The organism is uncultured Dialister sp. (genome assembly GCF_900538805.1).
Lineage (GTDB): Bacteria > Bacillota > Negativicutes > Veillonellales > Dialisteraceae > Dialister.
In genome coordinates, this window is record NZ_UPZP01000001.1 from 1 (window position 1) to 19,271 (window position 19,271).

General features: G+C 53.3%; 18 protein-coding genes. 2 read left to right on the forward strand and 16 right to left on the reverse strand.

Going from position 1 to position 19,271, the window contains the following annotated elements; all coding sequences use genetic code 11:
* Positions 1-176: 176 nt before the first annotated feature.
* The 9 genes from QZQ29_RS00005 to ylxM form a co-directional block, all read right to left on the reverse strand.
* Positions 177-911 (reverse strand): YebC/PmpR family DNA-binding transcriptional regulator, encoded by a 735-nt coding sequence (locus tag QZQ29_RS00005; RefSeq protein ID WP_296958185.1) that lies wholly within the window; start codon positions 909-911, stop codon positions 177-179.
* Positions 912-917: 6 nt separating this feature from the next.
* Entirely contained in the window at positions 918-1,499 is a 582-nt protein-coding gene (locus QZQ29_RS00010) for an RNA methyltransferase (protein ID WP_296958189.1), read from the reverse strand.
* Positions 1,500-1,501: 2 nt separating this feature from the next.
* The gene (gene trmD, locus QZQ29_RS00015; RefSeq protein ID WP_296958191.1) at positions 1,502-2,245 is read right to left on the reverse strand and encodes a tRNA (guanosine(37)-N1)-methyltransferase TrmD; all 744 of its coding nucleotides are present in this window, start codon (positions 2,243-2,245) and stop codon (positions 1,502-1,504) included.
* A gap of 64 nt (positions 2,246-2,309) precedes the next feature.
* A complete protein-coding gene (gene rimM / locus QZQ29_RS00020; protein WP_296958193.1) occupies positions 2,310-2,837 on the reverse strand; it encodes a ribosome maturation factor RimM in 528 nt (175 codons plus the stop codon).
* Positions 2,809-3,216 (reverse strand): YlqD family protein, encoded by a 408-nt coding sequence (locus QZQ29_RS00025; protein ID WP_008859918.1) that lies wholly within the window; start codon positions 3,214-3,216, stop codon positions 2,809-2,811. The genes rimM and QZQ29_RS00025 overlap by 29 nt, the downstream gene beginning before the upstream one ends.
* Before the next feature lie 11 nt (positions 3,217-3,227).
* Entirely contained in the window at positions 3,228-3,455 is a 228-nt protein-coding gene (locus tag QZQ29_RS00030) for a KH domain-containing protein (RefSeq protein WP_296958194.1), read from the reverse strand.
* Between the two features lie 12 nt (positions 3,456-3,467).
* Positions 3,468-3,731 (reverse strand): 30S ribosomal protein S16, encoded by a 264-nt coding sequence (gene rpsP, locus QZQ29_RS00035; RefSeq protein WP_273095934.1) that lies wholly within the window; start codon positions 3,729-3,731, stop codon positions 3,468-3,470.
* A gap of 28 nt (positions 3,732-3,759) precedes the next feature.
* Positions 3,760-5,121 carry a signal recognition particle protein gene (gene ffh / locus QZQ29_RS00040; RefSeq protein ID WP_296958196.1) on the reverse strand — a complete coding sequence of 454 codons (1,362 nt, stop codon included), beginning with the start codon at positions 5,119-5,121 and terminating at the stop codon, positions 3,760-3,762.
* A gap of 10 nt (positions 5,122-5,131) precedes the next feature.
* Positions 5,132-5,455: a YlxM family DNA-binding protein gene (gene ylxM, locus QZQ29_RS00045; protein ID WP_296958197.1), complete on the reverse strand. Its 324-nt coding sequence runs from the start codon at positions 5,453-5,455 to the stop codon at positions 5,132-5,134.
* Positions 5,456-6,740: 1,285 nt separating this feature from the next.
* Here ylxM and QZQ29_RS00050 point away from each other — a divergent pair.
* Positions 6,741-8,231: a lyase family protein gene (locus tag QZQ29_RS00050; protein ID WP_296958199.1), complete on the forward strand. Its 1,491-nt coding sequence runs from the start codon at positions 6,741-6,743 to the stop codon at positions 8,229-8,231.
* Between the two features lie 120 nt (positions 8,232-8,351).
* On the opposite strand, the gene QZQ29_RS00055 is transcribed toward QZQ29_RS00050, so the two are convergent.
* The 3 genes from QZQ29_RS00055 to gyrA all read right to left on the reverse strand — a co-directional run bounded on the left by QZQ29_RS00055 (position 8,352) and on the right by gyrA (position 14,160).
* On the reverse strand, positions 8,352-8,774 hold the full coding sequence (locus QZQ29_RS00055; RefSeq protein WP_296958201.1) for a hypothetical protein: 423 nt from the start codon (positions 8,772-8,774) through the stop codon (positions 8,352-8,354).
* Positions 8,775-8,929: 155 nt separating this feature from the next.
* A complete protein-coding gene (locus QZQ29_RS00060; protein WP_296958202.1) occupies positions 8,930-10,843 on the reverse strand; it encodes an adenosylcobalamin-dependent ribonucleoside-diphosphate reductase in 1,914 nt (637 codons plus the stop codon).
* Positions 10,844-11,691: 848 nt separating this feature from the next.
* Positions 11,692-14,160 carry a DNA gyrase subunit A gene (gene gyrA / locus QZQ29_RS00065; protein ID WP_296958203.1) on the reverse strand — a complete coding sequence of 823 codons (2,469 nt, stop codon included), beginning with the start codon at positions 14,158-14,160 and terminating at the stop codon, positions 11,692-11,694.
* Between the two features lie 307 nt (positions 14,161-14,467).
* Here gyrA and QZQ29_RS00070 point away from each other — a divergent pair, with 307 nt between their 5' ends.
* Complete coding sequence (locus QZQ29_RS00070; RefSeq protein ID WP_296958205.1) at positions 14,468-14,977, forward strand: succinate dehydrogenase; 510 nt, start codon at positions 14,468-14,470, stop codon at positions 14,975-14,977.
* 510 nt (positions 14,978-15,487) lie between these two features.
* Here QZQ29_RS00070 and QZQ29_RS00075 read toward each other — a convergent pair.
* The 4 genes from QZQ29_RS00075 to QZQ29_RS00090 form a co-directional block, all read right to left on the reverse strand.
* On the reverse strand, positions 15,488-16,603 hold the full coding sequence (locus QZQ29_RS00075) for a metallophosphoesterase (RefSeq protein WP_296958208.1): 1,116 nt from the start codon (positions 16,601-16,603) through the stop codon (positions 15,488-15,490).
* A gap of 296 nt (positions 16,604-16,899) precedes the next feature.
* The gene (gene mutY / locus QZQ29_RS00080) at positions 16,900-17,955 is read right to left on the reverse strand and encodes an A/G-specific adenine glycosylase (protein ID WP_296958210.1); all 1,056 of its coding nucleotides are present in this window, start codon (positions 17,953-17,955) and stop codon (positions 16,900-16,902) included.
* Positions 17,952-18,422: an 8-oxo-dGTP diphosphatase gene (locus QZQ29_RS00085; protein WP_296958213.1), complete on the reverse strand. Its 471-nt coding sequence runs from the start codon at positions 18,420-18,422 to the stop codon at positions 17,952-17,954. Before QZQ29_RS00085 ends, mutY begins: the two co-directional genes overlap by 4 nt.
* On the reverse strand, positions 18,419-18,931 hold the full coding sequence (locus QZQ29_RS00090) for an HD domain-containing protein (protein ID WP_296958215.1): 513 nt from the start codon (positions 18,929-18,931) through the stop codon (positions 18,419-18,421). Before QZQ29_RS00090 ends, QZQ29_RS00085 begins: the two co-directional genes overlap by 4 nt.
* Positions 18,932-19,271: the final 340 nt, after the last annotated feature.

Genomic DNA, 19,271 nt, shown 5'->3' on the forward strand with positions numbered 1-19,271 from the left:
ATTGTTATCCTACGCAGGGCCAACTTTGCCCGACTTGGCAATCCTATGCAGGATTGCCACCTGAGGAAGGAGCCTTATGTTACGGGATTTACTTCTCCCCCCGTATATCCGTCTGACCGTCTCACCCTCAAAATTTCCCACTAAAAAAACTCCCCGAAGGGAGTCTTTTTATTTTCTTATTCCTCATCTTCCGGAAGTTCGGCGTTGGTGTACACTTCCTGTACATCGTCCAGGTCTTCCAGTTCAGCGGTGAGGTGAGCCATGGTCTGGGCTGCATCGCCTTCCAGTTTGACGTAGTTATCGGGAACCATAGCCACTTCGGAGGCCTCTACGGGGATGCCTTCTTTTTCAAGGGCATCGGATACGGTGAGGAATTCTTCCGGGGTGGTTGTGATTTCGTAGCTGTCTTCATTGGAGGACACGTCTTCTGCACCGGCGTCAAGGGCTACCATCATGACGGTGTCTTCGTCGGCAGCTTCTTTGCTGACGATGATGGAGCCTTTTTTCTTGAACATCCAGGATACGCATCCCGGGGTGCCTACGGAGCCGCCGTGATGGGTGAAGGCGTGACGGATGTCGGCTGCCGCCCTGTTTCTGTTGTCGGTGTTGCATTCTACGATGACTGCTGCACCGCCGGGGCCGTAGCCTTCGTAGGTGACTTCGTCGAAGCCTGCACCGCTGGCAGCGCCTACGCCTTTAGCGATAGCTCTCTGAATGTTTTCCTTTGGCACGTTGTTCTGTTTAGCCTTGGTGAGGGCCAGTTTCAGACGCATGTTGCCTACGGGATCACCGCCGCCCATGCGGGCTGCAATGGTGATTTCCTTGGAAATTTTGGTGGTAATTCTGGCGCGGATGGCATCGGTTTTGCCTTTCTTGCGCTTAATGTTTTCCCACTTGGAATGTCCGGACATAGTAAATTATTCCTCCTTTTTATTCCACCAGGGTTCGCCCAGAAGGCGGTCGAGGATGATGGCCACGGCGCTTCTCACACAGAGGTGGTTGTAAGTGCCGGCGCCATAAATCGGTTCCACAATGTAATCAAATTTTTTCATCATTTCCTTGGTCATGCCGAAGCCTGTACCGAAGAGAATGAAGATGGGGGTATCCTCGTCGTGGATTTTCCTGCGCATGGCTGCGTAGGAGATAGTATTAGGATACACCCTGGCGTCGGTGGTGACAATAGCCGGTTTTTTGCCGGTTTCTTTTTCAATCCATGAAATCGCATCTTCCAGTGTAGGAACCAGTTCGGTTTCTTCAAAGGCTTCTTTGCGATTGGCATTGTAGTGCACGCCGCCGCCTGTTTTCCAGTGATTCATGATGCGAAGGGCCATTTCACGCTGTGCTTCCACAGGATGCACGATGAAATATTTCTTCACGTCATAGGTTTTTGCCGTTCTGGCAATGTCATGGAGGTCGTAGTTGGTGAGTGCCGTGGTGACGACTTCCATGTGTTTGTTGTAAATAGGATAGTGGATGAGACCTATGTATACAGGTGCCATGGTCACTCCTCCTTTTCTTCCCTGATTTCTTCCATGAGTTTCCTGTCTTCTTTGGAAAGCTCCTGCCCTTCCAGAAGGTCCGGGCGGCAGGTCATGGTGCGGCGGAGGGCTTCTTTCCTTCTCCACCGGGCAATGTTTGCATGGTGGCCGGAAAGGAGTACGTCAGGCACTTTCCAGCCGTTGTAGTCAGCGGGCTTGGTGTACTGGGGGTATTCCAGGATCGGTTCATAGAAGGAATCGCTGGCTGCGCTTCCTGCGTCTCCCAGCACGCCGGGCACCATGCGGGCCACGGCGTCGCTGATAACCATGGCTCCCAGTTCGCCGCCGGTGAGGACGTAGTCTCCGATGGAGATGAGTTCGTCCGCCAGGTGTTCTTCCACCCGGTGATCCACGCCTTCATAGTGGCCGCAGATGAGGACCAGATGGTCATAGTCCCGCTGCAGTTCCTTGGCCCGGTCCTGGGTGAAGGTCTTTCCTGCCGGTGACAGGAAGATGACCCGATCCCTTGGTCCTTTTTCAGGAAGCACATGATGGCAGGCATCAAAAAGGGGCTGGCACATCATGAGCATGCCTGCACCGCCGCCGTAAATGGTGTCATCCACCTGTCTGTGGCGGCTTTTGGTAAAGTCTCTGGGATTGGTCACAGCCATTTCTATCAGTCCCGCTTCCAAAGCCCGCTTGATCATGCTCTGGTGAAAGAATGCTTCCACGAATTCCGGAAAGAGGGATAATATATCAATTTTCAAGATGACAGCCTCGAAGGACTTTCCGCCGACCTTTATGAAAGGCGGCAGGTCGTCGTAAAATAAGCTATTCCCACTCCGGCAGGCGCACCGTCATACGTCCTGCCTCTATATCTATGGAAAGAACACATGACGGTATGGCCGGAATCAGGATTTCCTTTCCTTCCGGTGTGCTGATGGAGTACACATTGTTGGCTCCGGTTTCTATGATTTCCTTCACAGTCCCCACAGCCTTTCCGTCTTCCGTTACTACGTTAAGCCCGATGAGCTGGAAGTAGTAGTAGGACCCCTTTTCCCTTCGGGGGAGTTCCGAGAAAGGAACTTCCACCAGTTTGGAAATCAGGGTTTCCGCCATGTTCCTGTCGTCCACCCCTTCCACATGAAGAATGTATACATTCTTGTGGGGACGGGCGGACAGGAGGCGGAAAGGTTTTCCTCCGATATAGATGGTTTTGAGTTTTTTAAAAATCTCCGGCCTGTCCGTATCGGGAAGAATACGCAAATCACCCCGCACACCATGCGGGGCTACGATTCGGCCGACGATTATCATTTCATCGGGTTTCATATCAGTTGCGGAAAGCGATGATCTTTCCATCTTCCACCAGGATCTCGCCGCCGGTTAAGGCGTTCATGTCATCCCCCACATGGACGGTGACGATCCGGTTCATGGGCTGACGGTTCAGTTCAGCACCGATGGCCAGCTTTTCCAGGTGTTCCTTGTCAGCATTCAGCTTATCCTTCACCTGCTGCATACGGGCTTTCTGGGCTTCGTACTGGGCACGGAGAGGAGCGACGGCCTGAATGTTGATTTTGGCCTGTTCAGCCAGCTTGCCATTTGCTTCGAATTCAAGCTGAGCCATATCGTGTTCGACACGGCTGATATTCTGCCCGATTTCGTTGAGCAGAGTGGTCTTTAATGTCTCAGTGAGCTTGGATTTCACAGCCACCGGGACAAGAATCTGCATTTCTTCCATTGAGGCACCTCTCAAATAATATCCACAGCCACCTTGCGGTTTTCACGCAGGGCGCCTGCTTTGACAACGGTGCGGATTGCATTGGCAATGCGGCCTTTTCTGCCGATCACTTTCCCCATGTCTTCCGGGGCAACATGGACCTGATAAATTTCCAGGCTGCCCTTTTGGACCAGGGTCACAGAGACGGCGTCAGGGTTCTTGACCAGAGCCTTGACAAGTGTTTCCACTAATTCTTTCATACGCGGCCCCCATTATTTCTTTGCTTCTGCAAACTTAGCAAGGATGCCATTCTTTCTCAGGATAGAACGAACGGTGTCGGTCGGCTGAGCGCCTTTTCCAAGCCAGGAAAGAACCTTTTCTTCATCGATCTTTACTGGAGCGTCCAGTTTAGCCGGGTCGTACCAGCCGATGGTATCGGTGGGAGCGCCGTTTCTTGCTTCTCTGGAGTCGATAACTACGATACGGTAGAAAGGATTCTTCTTAGCACCCATACGGGTCAAACGAATTTTTAACATGAAATTCACCTCCTTGAATTGGTCTCGGTTATTTATGGAACATCCCGGGGAAACCGGACAGATTTCCCAACTTGGATGGATTTATCTTCTTGCCTCTCATCTTTTTCATGGTCTTCTGCATTTCAGCGAACTGCTTCATCATGCGGTTCACATCCTGGATCTTCACGCCGGCGCCGTTGGCGATACGCTTGCGGCGGCTGCCGTTCAGGATTTTCACATTCGCCCTTTCTGCAGGGGTCATGGAAAGGATGATAGCCTCAATATGCTTGACTTCCTTGCCGTCCAGGTCGATATCCTTCAGCTGGTCCTTGAACTTGCCCATGCCTGGGAGCATGCCCAGGATAGACTGGAAGGAACCAAGCTTCCTCACCTGCTTCAGCTGACGCAGGAAATCGTCCAGAGTGAACTCACCCTTCCGAATCTTTCCTGCCGCATCCTTCAGGGATTCGGCATCCATATTTCTCTGGGCCGTTTCAATCAAAGTTTCCAGATCGCCCAGATCCAGGATACGTCCCGCCATGCGGTCCGGGTGGAAATCCTCCAGCCCGCCGTCCAGCTTTTCGGAAACACCAATCATCTTGATAGGCTTACCGGTGACAGTCTTGATGGAAAGAGCTGCACCGCCTCTGGCATCGCCGTCCATCTTTGTCAAGATGGTCCCGTCAATGCCAAGGTTTTCATCGAAGGCCTTCGCCGTGGTCACCGCATCCTGGCCGGTCATGGAATCCAGCACCAGCAGGATTTCCTGGGGATGAACCTCGGCCTTGATATTCCGAAGCTCCGCCATGAGCTTCTCATCAATGGTCAGGCGCCCTGCCGTATCCAGGATGACGATATCCCGGTTATAGGACTTCGCCGTATCCACCGCGTAAGAAGCGATGTGCACCGGGTCCACATTCGGCGGCATCCGGTACACCGGCACATCAGTCTGCTGGCCCAGAACTTCCAGCTGCTTGATAGCTGCCGGACGGTATACGTCGCAGGCTGCCAGGAGCGGCCGGTGGCCCTTCTTCTTGAACATGAGCGCCAGCTTGCCGGCGGTGGTGGTCTTACCGGCCCCCTGGAGACCCACCAGCATAATCACCGTCATCCCCGTAGAGGACAGGGTGATTTTACTCTGGGTGCCCCCCAGAAGCTCCGTCAGCTCATCCCGGACGATTTTGATGACCGTCTGGTCCGGCTTCAGGCTGCCGAAGACCTCCTCACCCATGGCCTTCTCACGGACATGGGCAATGAAATCCTTAGCCACCTTGAAATTGACATCCGCCTCCAAAAGCGCCCGTCTGACCTCGCGGAGGGCCCCGTCGATATCACTCTCCGAAAGCTTCCCTTTTCCCCGCAGATCCTTGAACGCAGACTGCAGCTTGTCTCCTAAACTCTCAAATGGCATAAGGTCACCTTCATTCCCATAAACAGTCTATCAGTACACGAGCCTTCGTGTGATACTGATCCGGAATCAATTCCATCAGCTCCCTGGCCGCCTTCTCCTTATCCCCTCTCACGGAAACAAGATGAAGAACGGATTCATAAGTCATGAGCTGCTCCTCCCCGTGACGCATGGCATCATGCACCGCCTGCCGGGAAATATGAAAATGTTCCGCAATCTCCGCCAGAGTCAGATTCTCATTATAGTACAAATCAAGACAATCCCTCTGGCGCTTTGTCAGGAGCGCCCCGTATCGGTCCAGGAGCTCTCCCTTTTCAACGATATTTTCTATAGACATAGTATCACCACAACGAGAATCATTATACAGGAAGAAAAGAGACTTGTCAAGGAAATTTGCTTTACAAAGGTGGGGCCTCTGCGCCCCACGGGTTCAGAGGGTTCCCCTTCGGGCGCGAAAGGTTCTTAAGATTGGCCAGCCTAAAGGCCGGAGGGTTCTTAAGTTTGACGGGCCCAGGGCCCGAAGGTTGTGGTATCGCTCTCGGGGGCGATAATTATGAAGTAAGCGTTACGTACTTGCCTTCCCGCCCTCACCGTCATTCTGAACGCAGTGAAGAATCTCGGTAAGTGCCGTAGTTGAAGAAATCGGTAGTGAATACCAGTCGGCGGGAAGGCTGCGTCATTAGGCGTCGAAAAATAGCGGTATCAGTTCTTTCGGCCCTATCCTCAGGGCTTCGCCCAGCTCCTTCCTGAGGAAGGAGCCAGCGTTACGGGATTTACGCTATTGTCACCATGACTACATGGCGAAGAGCAAGAGCCTCCTTCCACAAGCAGAAGTCCTGCAGAGGGCTTCTGGGCCGGGCTATTATGTGAGCAAAGCCTGCACATAAAGCGAACACCTTAATGCCCGGCCAGCAGGTGGCGCCGTTAGGCGACGGAGGATAGGGGCGTGGATTAGACGTCAGACGTCAAACTAAATTACATGCCTTGCCTCCTCCTGCTTGTCAGGGGAAGAGGCGATGGAGGCGGCAGAGGATAGCTGGCCTTTCGCAAGGGACTTGATGTAGCTCTATGCTTTCCTGTCATTTCGAGCGATGGCCAGCGCCGGTATGAATCCTCCTTTACATGGAGCCAGTGAAAGGGAGTCGAGAAATCTCCCTTCTGCATGGCCCCTGTCAATGATGTGGCTCTATGCTTTCCTGCCATTTCGAGCGATGGCCAGCGCCAGTATGAATCCTCCTTTACACGGAGCCAGTGAAAGGGAGTCGAGAAATCTCCCATCCGAATGGTCCCTATCAATAATGACTGATTTTAGTGTAACTCCGGTTTTCCTTACTTCATTAACGCTCCTTACTGTGGAAGGGGGCCTGATGTACTGCCATTTTCCTTCCCACCCGCTCTTCATCCTGAGCGCAGCGAAGAATGAAGAGCGGGCGGGAAGCCGACAGCCAGAAGCCGACAGCCGAAAGCCGAAAGCCGCCTTCACTGTCCCACTCTCCCACTATCCCACTAGCACACTAGCCCACTAGTACACTAGTACACTAATACACCAGCCCACCAGCCACCTTTCCTCTCCGCTTCCTATCCATTATAATAAGTATATAAAAATATAGAAAAGAGGTCCTATGATGAAGAAACCTGTACTTGCCCTTACCCTCTGCGCCCTGATTTCCACGGGCTCCGTGTTTGCCGCCCAGCCCCAGAGGGACAATTTCTACTGGCTGGGGCAGATTAATAAAGCCTCCGATGTCATCAATACAGACGAAGGACTCCTCACGCCGGAAGAGGGCCATGCCTTTGCCAAAGGCATCGACAAGGTCCTCCGGGATGGAAACCTGCCCGGTGCGCCCCGTCCCCACAATGTAATTACCTTTGAGCCTTACCTCATCAAGGCCGCCGGCCCCGATGTGACAAAAATCCATGCCGGCCGCTCCTCCCAGGACATGCTCACCACCGTTGGCATTATGGAACAGCGGGAACACCTCATCACCATGGCGAAAAAGCTGAACAAGGTACAGGCGGATTTCATCCGGCTGGCAGAGGAAAATAAAGACACCCTCATCCCCAACTACACCAACGGCGTAGCTGCCCAGCCAAACAGTCTGGCCCACTATTTCATCGCCTACGCCAACGCCTACAGCCGTGACATGCAGCGGGTGCGGGAATACTACAAACGCCTCAACCGCTCCCCCATGGGAAGCACCGTGCTGAACGGCACCGGCTGGCCTTTGGACAGGGACCGCATGGCGGACTACCTGGGTTTTGACGGCATCGCCTACAACACCTACGACGCCGGCCAGATTTTCCCTCAGGAAGCACCCATTGAAACCGGCGGCATCACCAACTGCATCGCCATCCACACCACCAGCTTCATCGAAGAAATCATGCAGCAGTACGCCCAGCCCCGCCCCTGGATCATCCTGAAAGAAGGCGGCGGAAATACCTATGTATCCTCCGCCATGCCCCAGAAAAGAAATCCGGGCCTCCTGAACAGCTGCCGCACCGACGCCTCCACCCTCCTGGGCATGTCCGTGGAAGCCATGTTCCGCTCCCATAACATTCCCGCCGGCATGGCCGACGGCCGTTTAAACGGCGCCAGAGACATCATGCCGGAGGCCTCCAAAGTTCTCACCGCCATGGACAAAATCCTGAACAACCTGGTCATCGACCCCGCCCGCTCCCTGGAAGAACTGAACCTGGACTGGACCTGCTCCCAGGAAATCGCCGACGAACTCATGAAAAATCACGGCATCCCCTTCCGCATGGGCCACCACTTCGCCAGCGAAATCGTCACCTACGCCAGAGCCCATCATATCACCCCCAGAGACTTCACCTACGAAGACGCCAAGGCTGTCTATGCCAAAGTCTCCGCCGATGACCCCAATCTCCCCCGGGACTTCCCCATGACAGAAGAAGAATGGCAGCACGCCAAAGATCCCGCCTCCATCGTAAGAAATAGAAAAGTCAAAGGAGGCCCACAGCCGGTAGAACTGGACAAAATGATTCAAATGGCCAAAGACGACCTGGCCGACAATGAAGCCTGGACAGAAGAAACAGAAAACAAACTGTCCGCTGCTGAAAAGAAACTGAACCAGGACTTCAATAAACTCCTGTAAGGCTGCATGAAATAAAGCAATATAATAAACGCCCACCTGCCTGCTGCCGGTGGGCGTTTATATTGATTTCCTTTCAAAACCACAGCATTTATCTGCATAAAACTGCACAAAATTAACATCCTAGTAAGCCAAAAAGCTTTTACTTTTCATAATAACAATATCATATTTCATCGAATCATAAATGTTGGCTCTTTTTTCCCCCCAATAAGTGATTTCTATAGTGTAATCACCTTTATAATCATAGTGCAGTTCAGAGCCCTCTCTTGATATATTAAAATTAAGATTTTTATTAGAAATTCCTCTATTCCAATCAGCTTTAATTAAATTTTCATCATAATAATTCATTACATCATCAACATTTTCTACAGAATATAAGGTACAAAAGCCCATGGGCTTTTTATAATTTCTTGTTGAAATCAATAATCGCTCTTTTAGATATGTATCACCGTCTATCAATTCTATATCAGGGATTTGATTATACAGTTCTTCCTTGAGAGGAATGGGCTGACGCGAATAGCCAGAGCCCATGACGAAGCAGTGCATAAAAATTCTTATAAAAGAAAACTCTATGAATGAATCAGCGCTTCCCTGGAATGGTGGAATAATATGCTAAAATTTCCGCCCCGCCCCCATAATAAAAGCCCCGTCTGCACAGAGCAAGTCGGGGCTTTCACATTTCGCAGGATGCTGCGTTTCTGTCACAATCCGCAGGCGGACCAGCCGCATTCTTCGCAGGTGCTGCAATGGCCTTCTACGTGGACGTGGTGGGAGTGGCATTTGGGACATTCCAGGGTGTTATCTACAGGTTTCATTGTTATTATATTGGCTTTTTCCTTACTGTCCTCTTTTTTGCTTTCCACTTTTTCCATTTCTTTTTTATCTTCCTTGCCTACGCCCAGGATGTTGCCTCTGCGGCAGCCGTCGCGGAATACGGTGATTCCTTTGCAGCCGCTTTCCCAGGCGGAGAGGTAGATCCGGTAGATATCTTCAGGGGTGGCACTGTTTTTCAGGTTTACAGTGCTGGAGATGGAGTTGTCCACGTATTTCTGCATGGCTGCCTGCATGCGGACGCGGTTCATGAAGGGGACGTCGTGGCTTTCGATGACCCAGGGGAAGCGGGCTACGATTTCTTCGTCGGAAATGGTGAGGGGCAGGTGGTGGTATTCCAGAAGGTCTTTGATGCTGTGGGCGTAGACCCGGAAATGACCGTGCACTTCTTCCATTTTGTGGGTGGTGCGTTCATAGGAAATCTTGTAGAGCGGTTCGCAGCCGCCGGAGAAGCTGCCCATGAGGAGGGAGATGGTGCCGGTGGGAGCGATGGCAAGAAGGGTGCCGTTCCGAAGGCCGTGCTGATGGATATCTTCATAGAGCTCTGGATCCAGTTCTTTCACCATGTCCATGATGGGAGATTTCTTCGTGGCTTCCCAGCGGTAGTGACCGAAGGTGCCTTTTTCCTTTGCCCTGTCGCAGGAGGAGTGGAGGGCGGTGAGGAGCATGGTTTTCATGACGCGGCCCATGAAGTCATTGGCTTCTTTGGTGCCGTATGTAAGTTTCATGGCGATGAGGGCGTCTGCCACGCCGAAGAGGCCGAGGCCCAGGGAACGCCAGTCGTCGATGCAGGTTCTATTGGCGTCCAGAGGCTGGGCTTCATAGCCGTAATCCACGATTTCATCCAGGGCGGTAATGCCGTCGTACACGGTCTTTTTGAACCGTTCTTCGTTAAATACGGGGCGGGCGCTGAACTTGTCGTCAATCATGGTATACAGGTTCACGCTGCCCAGATTGCAGGCGTTGTATGCATTGCCGCCGAATTCGCCGCAGGGATTGGTGATTTCGATGTTGTATTCGTCGTAGCCTGCCAGGAGGTGGCTCTTGTTCATCCGGTCAATGAAAATGGCGCCGGGGTCGCCCCAGTCCCACTGGGTTTCGCAGAATTCTTTGAAAAATTCGCGGGCTTTGATGGTTCTTTCGATTTTTTCGCCGGTGGCTTCCACGGTGAAGCTCAGGGTATATTCCTTGTCGTCCCGCACGGCTTCCATGAATTCATCGGTGAAAAGGATGCTGATGTTCATGGAGGACAGCTTTTCTTCGTTCTGTTTGATATGAAGGAATTCGTAAATGTCGGGATGGCTGCAGTTCAGGCCTACCATCATGGCCCCCCGCCGTCCGTTCTGGCTGATGACTTCGCCGGTGACGTTGAAAATCTTCAGGAAGGAAACGGCGCCGGTGGAGCTGCGGGCCACGTTCCTCACTTCGCTTCCCTTGGGGCGGAGGTTGGAAATATTGATGCCGATGCCGCCGCCGTAGGAGAAGATACGGGCGATTTCATAGTTGGCCCGGAATATGGATTCCAGGTTATCTTCAGGGGAAGGCAGGATATAGCAGTTGGACATGGATACCTTGAATTTCCCCTTGGCCCCTGCCGCATAAAGGGTGCGGCCTGCAGGGCAGAAGGAGGTGTCTTCCAGGTAGCCCCTCACCCGCTTTTTCAGCTCCGGATCAAAAATGGAGCTCACCCGGTCCATGAATTCATCAGGAGTCTTTTCTCCCTTGTGATAGTATTTTTCTTTCAGGATGCCCTGACTGATTGTATTGTCGTACCAGTGGTTCATATGAATCCCTCGTTTCCGTAAGTTTATAGCAGATATATGGTAACACGCACAATTTATTGTGTCAAATACCATAAAGGCATACTATATGTTGTATTTCACATAAAATATAGAAACATTGCGATATTTGAAAATTCTAAAAGATTCGGAGGAAAAGGTTGACGGGCCTGAAGGCCCGAAGGGGCTTTGCCCTGCGGGCAAAGGGTTGTGTTCGCTTTGCTCAGGGGGCGACGGCCCTTCAGGCCGAGGGTTGTGGTATCGCCGCTTCGCGGCGATGAGTATATAGTCAGCGTTACGGGATTTACGCTTGTGTCAACAGTGCTGCATGACGTAGAGCCGGAGCCTCCTTCCTTAAGCAGAAATCAGCAACATTTCTGAGCCGGGCTAATATGTGAGCATAGCCTGCACACAAAGCGAACACCTTAAAGCCCGACCAGCAGGTGTCGCCGCAGGCGACGGAGGATAGGTCCGAATTTTCATGACTTGGCTGTTATGCCTCTCCCGTCTTCCTGCTCACCGGTATGTAGCGGCATTGGACTCACTAACGTCACGCGCCGAAGAACCCCTTCGCCACTTCGTGGCCCTCTTCGCCCCGCTGGGAAGCGTGTCACTGGATTCTCAGTCGTCTACCGACTCCCTGCGAATCCAGTTCCCTTGCCACCTAAAAGGGGACGCGAGCACTGCGTTCAGAATGACGGGCCCCGCAGGAAGTCTCCGCAGCGTCTGACGTCTGATGTCTGACCGTCTGACTGTCTTTTCCTCCCCTGGCATTTCGACCGCAACGCAAAAGAGACAGTGAAGAAATATCGTCATTTCTTCACTGTCTCTTTATTTCATCAAAGGATTTCTTTTTATTCTTCCTCTTCGTTTTCCGTATCGCCGGAAAGGACGTCGATGGAGGCGATGCGGTCGCCGTCTTCCAGTCTCTGGAGGATGACGCCCTGGCCTGCTTTGGCTTTCTTGCTGGTAATCTGGCTGGCTTTGGTTTTGATGGTGATGCCCTGTTCGGAAACCCCTACCAGTTCATCATTGTCATCGGCGGCCACCAGGGCTACCACTTCGAAGCCTTTCTTGAAGTTGCGGACGCCCATGCCGTTTCTTCCCTGGATGCGATAGGCATCGGCTTTATTTCTCTTGGCGTTGCCGTCGGCGGAGATGGTGAAGATGTCCTTGTCCGCTGCAATGACGGCACCTACCACTTCATCTTCCACGCCGTTCACTTCGGAGAGCCGGATGCCGTGGACACCGGCAGCGGCTCTGCCCAGAGCCCTTACTTCGCTGTCGTTAATGGAGAAGCGGATGGCCATGCCGAAGCGGGTGCCCAGGATGACGTCTTCGTCACCCTTCACGCGGAGCACTGTCACCAGTTCGTCGCCCTCGTTCAGGCGGATGGCGATGAGGCCGTTTTTATTGATGTTCCGGTATTCCGCGATTTCCGTCTTCTTCACATAGCCCTTCTTGGTGACCATGAGGAGGTACTTCGTATCTTCGCCGGCGGCGTCGATGTCCAGAAGCTCCGTCACCCTTTCTCCCTTGGAGAGGCTGGGGATGTAGTTGATCAGGGCACTGCCTCTGGCGGTGCGGCCGGATTTCGGCAGGTCGATGGCGGTCTTCATGTATACTTTGCCGTAGTTGGTGAAGAAGAGGATGCGGTTATGGGTGGAGGTGTTCAGAATCTTCCATACATAGTCCTCGTCCTTCATCTTCATGCCGGACACGCCGCGGCCGCCTTTCCGCTGTACGCGGATGTCGGCGGAATCCATGCGTTTGATGTAGTTCTGCTTGGTGAGGGTGATGGTCATGGGTTCGTCGGGCACCAGGTCGGTAATGGTGAAATCTTCCTGGGCGTCGGTGATTTCGGTGCGCCGGTCGTCGCCGAAGTTCTTTTTCTCGTCCTGCAGTTCGTCCTTCACCACGTTCATGATTTTGTCCCTGCTGGAGAGGAGGTCTTCCAGGTAAGCGATGGTTTCTTTCACATCCTTGTAGTCAGCTTCCAGTTTGTCCCGTTCCAGTCCGGTGAGGCGGCGGAGACGCATGTCCAGAATGGCGGTGGACTGCTTGTCGGAGAGGTCAAACTTGCTCATTAATGCATTCTTTGCGATTTCATCGGTTCTGGATTCGCGGATGGTGCGGATGACTTCGTCGATGTGGTCCAGAGCGATGAGCAAGCCTTCCAAAATATGGGCCTTGGCTTTGGCTTTATCCAGCTCGAAGCGGCTTCTCCGGGTAATGACTTCTTCCTGGTGTTTCAGGTAATAGTAAAGAATCTGCTTCAGGTTCAGGATGCGGGGATGGCCGTCCACCAGGGCCAGCATGATGGCGCCGAAGTTAATCTGCATCTGGGTATGCTTGAAGAGGTTGTTCAGCATGATTTCCGGACTCACGTCGGCGCGGAGCTCGATGGCAATGCGCATGCCCGTGCGGTCCGATTCATCGCGGAGCATGGTGATGCCATCAAGCACCTTCTGTCGCTGCAGGTCTGCAATGGACGCAATGAGGCGGGCCTTGTTCACCTGATACGGGAGCTCGGTGACCACGATGCGGTGTTTGCCCTTCTGCATATCTTCGATGGCGGTTTTCGCCCGGACGGTGATGGAGCCGCGGCCGGTGCGGTAGGTATCGTCGATGCCCTTCCGGCCCATGATGATGCCGGCAGTCGGGAAATCGGGGCCCTTGATGTATTTCATGAGACCTTCGATGGAAATATCGGGATCGTCAATCATGGCGGAGAGACCGTCCACCACTTCCGACAGGTTGTGGGGCGGGATATTGGTGGCCATGCCTACGGCAATGCCGTAGGAGCCGTTCACCAGAAGGTTCGGGATACGGGAAGGCAGCACCACCGGTTCCTGCAGGGAACCGTCATAGTTGGGCATGAAGTCCACCGTATTCTTGTCGATGTCACGGAGCATTTCCAAGGTGATTTTGGACATGCGCATTTCGGTGTAACGCATGGCCGCCGGAGAGTCGCCATCCACGGAGCCGAAGTTGCCGTGGCCGTCTACCAGGGGATAGCGGGTGGAGAAATCCTGGGCCATACGGACAGCGGACTCATACACCGCCGAATCGCCGTGGGGATGAAATTTACCGAGTACATCGCCCACGATACGGGCGGATTTCTTGTAAGGCTTATTCGGAAGCATACCGGCTTCGCTCATGGCATAGAGAATGCGGCGGTGAACCGGCTTCAGACCATCCCTGACATCCGGCAGCGCACGGGTGACGATGACGGACATGGCATAGTCAATGTAGGAATTTTTCATCTGCCCTTCCAGGGGCGTATTGATGATTTTTCCTTCCTTCCATTCAATGGAATCCATAGGTCCTCCTTTGTTGAGGCATAAAAATAAGGGAAGCGCCGGATAAATCAGCGCTCCCCTAAGGACTTCAGGAATGCTGGCAGTCCTTTGGGAACTTGCTTTGTTATGCTTATTATACCATAAAACCGCTTCCAGGGCCATTTAAATGCGTTTACAGGCCATTTCCCGTTTTTATTATACGAAGGATGAAATCCGTTTGAACTGCAGGAAGCCCCATTTCATGGAAATAAAAATTCTCTCTTTTTTTCATTCCTCTTTTTTTATATAATAAGGTATATACTCTTTTTTACCTGAAGGATGTGGAAGAATGAAGAAATACCTGGCAGCCATTGTGATTGCCATCCTGCTCCTGGGGGGCGGCGGCTATTTTGCCTACGTCCATTTCATCAGCGGCGGTCCCTGGCAGGGTACCTGGTGGGGTGTGCAGGACGCCGGCGTGAACTGGTCCGGCGACCATATACGGAACCTGGAAACCGTGACCTTTACCAAAAACGATGATAAAACCATTACCGTAGAACATAAAGTGCAACAGGGCAGCAAAGAAGTAAACGGCTCCCTGTCAGGCACCGGCACCGTAGACGGCGGCCGCCTGGTGATTACTCCCGCCAAGGGAGGCAAGGAAATCGCCCTGTCCTACAATACCATGTCCAAAACCATTGAGACCCCTCTTACCAATGCAGACAAAACAGCGGTGACCCTTGAGGCCCTCACCCAGGACAACAACGATGAAATGGAGCAGATTCGGAGCGAAATCGTACAGATTTCCCAGAAGCCGGAAAATAAAATCGACACCACCCTGTCCTCCTCTAAGAGCTGAATTGCATAATGAAAAGGCTATGAAGAAATATCAGGCATTTCTTCATAGCCTTTTTTGTTGATGATAGTTTCGAAATAACATTGGAGCGGGAAATACGGTCAGACGGTCAGACATCAGGCTTCAGATGCTGCGGAGCCTTCCTGCGGGGTCCGTCATTCTGAACGCAGTGCTCGCGTCCCCTTTTAGGGCCACGCAGTGGCGAAGGGGTTCTTCGGTACATGACAGTAGAGGGAAAAAGACAGTCAGACATCAGACTTCAGACGGTCAGACTTCAGGCTCCGCGGAGCCTTCCTGCCGGGTCCGTCATTCTGAACGCAGTGAAGAATCTCGGTACATGACGGTAGTGAGCCTAATGCCGTTAACTACCGGTGAGCAGGAAGGCGGAAGAGGCATCACAGCCACGCAGCGTAGAGCAGGGAGCTTTTTTCCGCTCCTCTTCGCTGCGGTCGAAATGACAATAGAGTGTCTGATGTCTGATAGTCTGCCTGTCTGATAGAATCCTCAGCCCTTTTATTTCCTGTGAAAAGTCAGAATCACCATCTCCCTTTCGCAGCTGAACCGGAAGGGGAACCAGCTGGCATCGCCCCGGGACACGTAGCCTACATTTCTGCCGTCACTGTAAAGGCCCCGGGTATAGGTGAAGGGCGTGATAATGGGCCTTCCGAAAAGGCCGAACTGGGTGCCGTGGGTGTGACCGGTCAGTGTGATGGCCGCCCCCTTCCGGAAGCCCTCATCCAGAAAAGCGGAATGGTGGGCCAGAAAGACCACCGGCGCCCCCTCCGGAATCCCGCGGAAAGCCTCGTCGGCCATGGAATCCATTTCTATTTCCATGGCCTTTCCCCGGGACCAGGGATAGTCCACCCCTGCCACATAGAGGGATGCGCTGTCCCTTTCGATGGCGCCATGCTCATTCACCAGAAGCTTCACCGGCGTCTTCAGAAGCTCCTCTTCAATGTAATCCTTTCCCCGATAGTACTCATGATTTCCCCACACATAGTAAATGCCGTCCGGGAAATCAGCGTACTTTGACGCCAGCGTATCCGCCGCCTCCGGCATATGGCGGACATCGTCGATGAGATCCCCCGTAAAGAAGAGCACCTGCGCCCCTTCCTGCCGGGCCCGGTCAATTTCTCCGGGAAGGTCGGTATACCGGAAATAGGGACCGATGTGGGTATCCGTCATCTGGGCCGCCTTATAGCCTTCAAAGGCAGGAGGCAGATTCTCCACATATACATCCAGATGCTCCACCTGCTCACTGGTATTTCCGTCCACTGCGCCATACACCCCGATGCCCGCCGCAAAGAGAAGGGCAAAAAGGGAAAGCCGCCGCACTGCCGTCAAAAGCCTTTTCGGGATAGAGAGGAAAGAAAGAAAAAACAGGCAGGGCAGTGCTATGATTTCCGCCACCATAAGCCCGCAGGCCAGATATCCCAGATACAGCGACCAGAGTCCCAGCCCGTCATAGCCTCGGGCATACCAGAGGAAATAGCCTGCAGAGAGAAAGGAAATCAGCCAGCTTAGTGCTATATAGAAATAAAACCGTTTCCTCCTGAAAATCACGGACAGGAAAGCGCCGTTCAGGATTCCCAGGAAGGAGAAAATCATCAGTATCATCCGTTCAAACATGGAGTCACCTCCTTTGGGCCGCTTCGCGGCCCGGGTTCAAAAGGTTCAGTGGGAAAGGTTGACGGCGCCTTCGGCCCCGAAGGTTCTAAAGGTTCTAAGGTTTGACGCAGCCTGCGGCTGCGAGGGTTGTGGTGGCGGCTGCGCCGCAATTACAGCCTGCGTTACATGCCCTGCCTCCCCGCCCCTGCGGTCATACTGAGCGGAGCGAAGAATCTTGGTACCGGCCGATAGTGATGCCAACTAGTCCACCAGCCCACTAGTTCACCAATCCACTAGCACACCAGCCCACCAGCTCACTAGTACACTATTCTCTCCACAAACGCCGCCAGTCTGGCGTGGGGGCCGGCCAGGGGAATTTCTCTGTATTCTTCCGGCGTAAACCAGCGATATTCTCCTTCCGGCACCGATGCCCCTTCCACAGGATAGGCCTTCATGTGCCATATGCGGTGGGTGAAGACATGTTTATATTTCCAGAGGAAGCCTTCCGTGTTTCCGTGAAGAAGCTGCTCCAGGCCTTTCCGGGCTTCTTCTTCCGTTTCTCCAAGGACCATGGGGAATTCCCACATGGAGGCCAGCATGCCCTTTGACGGTCTTTTATGGAGAAGCACTTTTCCTTCCTCTATCCAGATGCCGCAGGCCGCCTGCTCTTCCTTTGGCGGTTTTTTAGGTGTGCGGAAGGGGAGCTCCTTTTCTTTTCCATTTCTAAAGGCCCGGCACTCTCCTGCCAGCGGGCAGGCGCTGCAGCGGGGATTTTTCGGTATGCATATTTCAGCGCCCAGGTCCATCAGGGCTTCGTTGAAGTCACCGGCCCGCTGCGGCAGGGTCTCATTCACCAGAGCTTCGATTTCCTTCCTGCCCCGGCTCTTTAATATATCTTCTTCCACCTGGTAAAGGCGGGCATAGACGCGGAGCACATTGCCGTCGATGGCACCTTCCCGCTGCCCGTAGGCCATGGAAAGGATAGCGCCGGCGGTATAGCCGCCTATGCCCGGCAGAGCCAGAATGTCCTCCTTTCGGTCAGGAAGAGAGCTGTCGTATTTTTCTTCCATTTCCCGGGCGGCCTTATGGATATTCCGGGCGCGGCTGTAGTAGCCAAGGCCCTGCCACTGATGAAGCACGTCCGCTTCCTCTGCCTCCGCCAGGTCATGGATGGTAGGGAATTTTTCCATCCAGCTGTTGAAATAGGGTTTCACCGCTTCCGTCCGGGTCTGCTGCAGCATGATTTCAGAAATCCACACATGGTAGGGATTCCTGGGCTTGTCCTCCCGCCAGGGAAGGTCCCTTTTGTGACCGTCGAACCAGGACAAAAGGATTTCCGGCCAGTCTTTTCCCGGTATGTCTTTTTTCATCATGTCATCTCCCGGAAATCATAATCATACACCGTCTCGCCGTCTTCGGCAAAATAGATGGTGCCCCGGATTTTCTTTCCTGAAAGAATCATGGGAAGCCACACCCTGTCTGCCATCCACATGTCATCATAGGGGAAATCCTCCACCCGGAACCAGCGGGGCTCCATTTCATCGGAAAGATGGGGCGTGCCCTTCCAGCCCCGGGCAAAGTACACAATGCCGGCATGGGACCACTGGGGATCCGAGGGCTGATGGAAATAGAGATCTCCCACCATCACCAGTTTCTCCGGCTCCATCACCAGGCCGCATTCTTCCAAAAGCTCCCGGCAGGCGCACTGGCGCATGGTTTCTCCGGCTTCGATTTTACCGCCGAAGCCGTTCCATTTCCCGTATCCCATGCCCCGCCTTTTGCGGCCCAGAAGGATGCTGCCGTCCGCCCTCACCGGGTACACCAGGGATGTGTCCCTCACTTTTTGATTCCTTCGTAGGTTTCAAAATAGAGTTCCCGGAACATCCGCTTTCCTGCCTCCGTCTTGTAAAGGCGGTGATAGAGGGCTTCATTCTGCTTCAGCGGCGCGCCGTCCTCATACTGGTTCACTAGCATATCCGCCTCCGCCAGAATCTGGGCATCCGGGCCGTCGATGCTGCCGTAGGAATGATGATGGGCTACCAGCCAGCAGATACGCTCCGTATCTTCCTTATCAAAGCCCAGGGCTTCCAGCATAGGCCGCGCTTCATCGGGACCCAGCTCCTGCTGGATCTGTCCGTCATTCCGGCCAAACCGCCTCTCCCCTTCATGAATGCCGATGTCATGCACGTAAGCAGCTGCTTCCAGCCGGAAAAGGGTCTTCTCATCCAGCCCTTCCTCCCTGCCAATCTGGGCAGCGAAGGCATGGACCTTCAGGAAATGGTGAATCCTGCGGGGATCTCCTTTGTCATAGGTAATCATGGCTTTGCATAATGCAGTCAGTTTATCCATAGTATTTTCTCCTTGTGTTTTTGTAAATAGGGCGTCCTTCGGGCGCAAAGGTTCTTAAGTTTAACCGGCCTGATGGCCGGAGGGTGTTGGTTTGACAGGCCCTTGCGGGCCTGAGGGTTGTGTGGAGGGAGAATACTGAGCCCCAGACGAAGAATTCCGGTGCCTGCCAATAGTGATACCCACCAGCCGATAGCCCACTAGCTCACCAGCCCACTAGCTCACCAGCCCACTAGCCCACCAGCCCACTAGCTCACCAGCCCACCAGCCCACTAGCCCACTAGCCCACTAGCCCACTAGCCCACTAGCCCACCAGCCCACTAAGAACATTATATCCAAAATG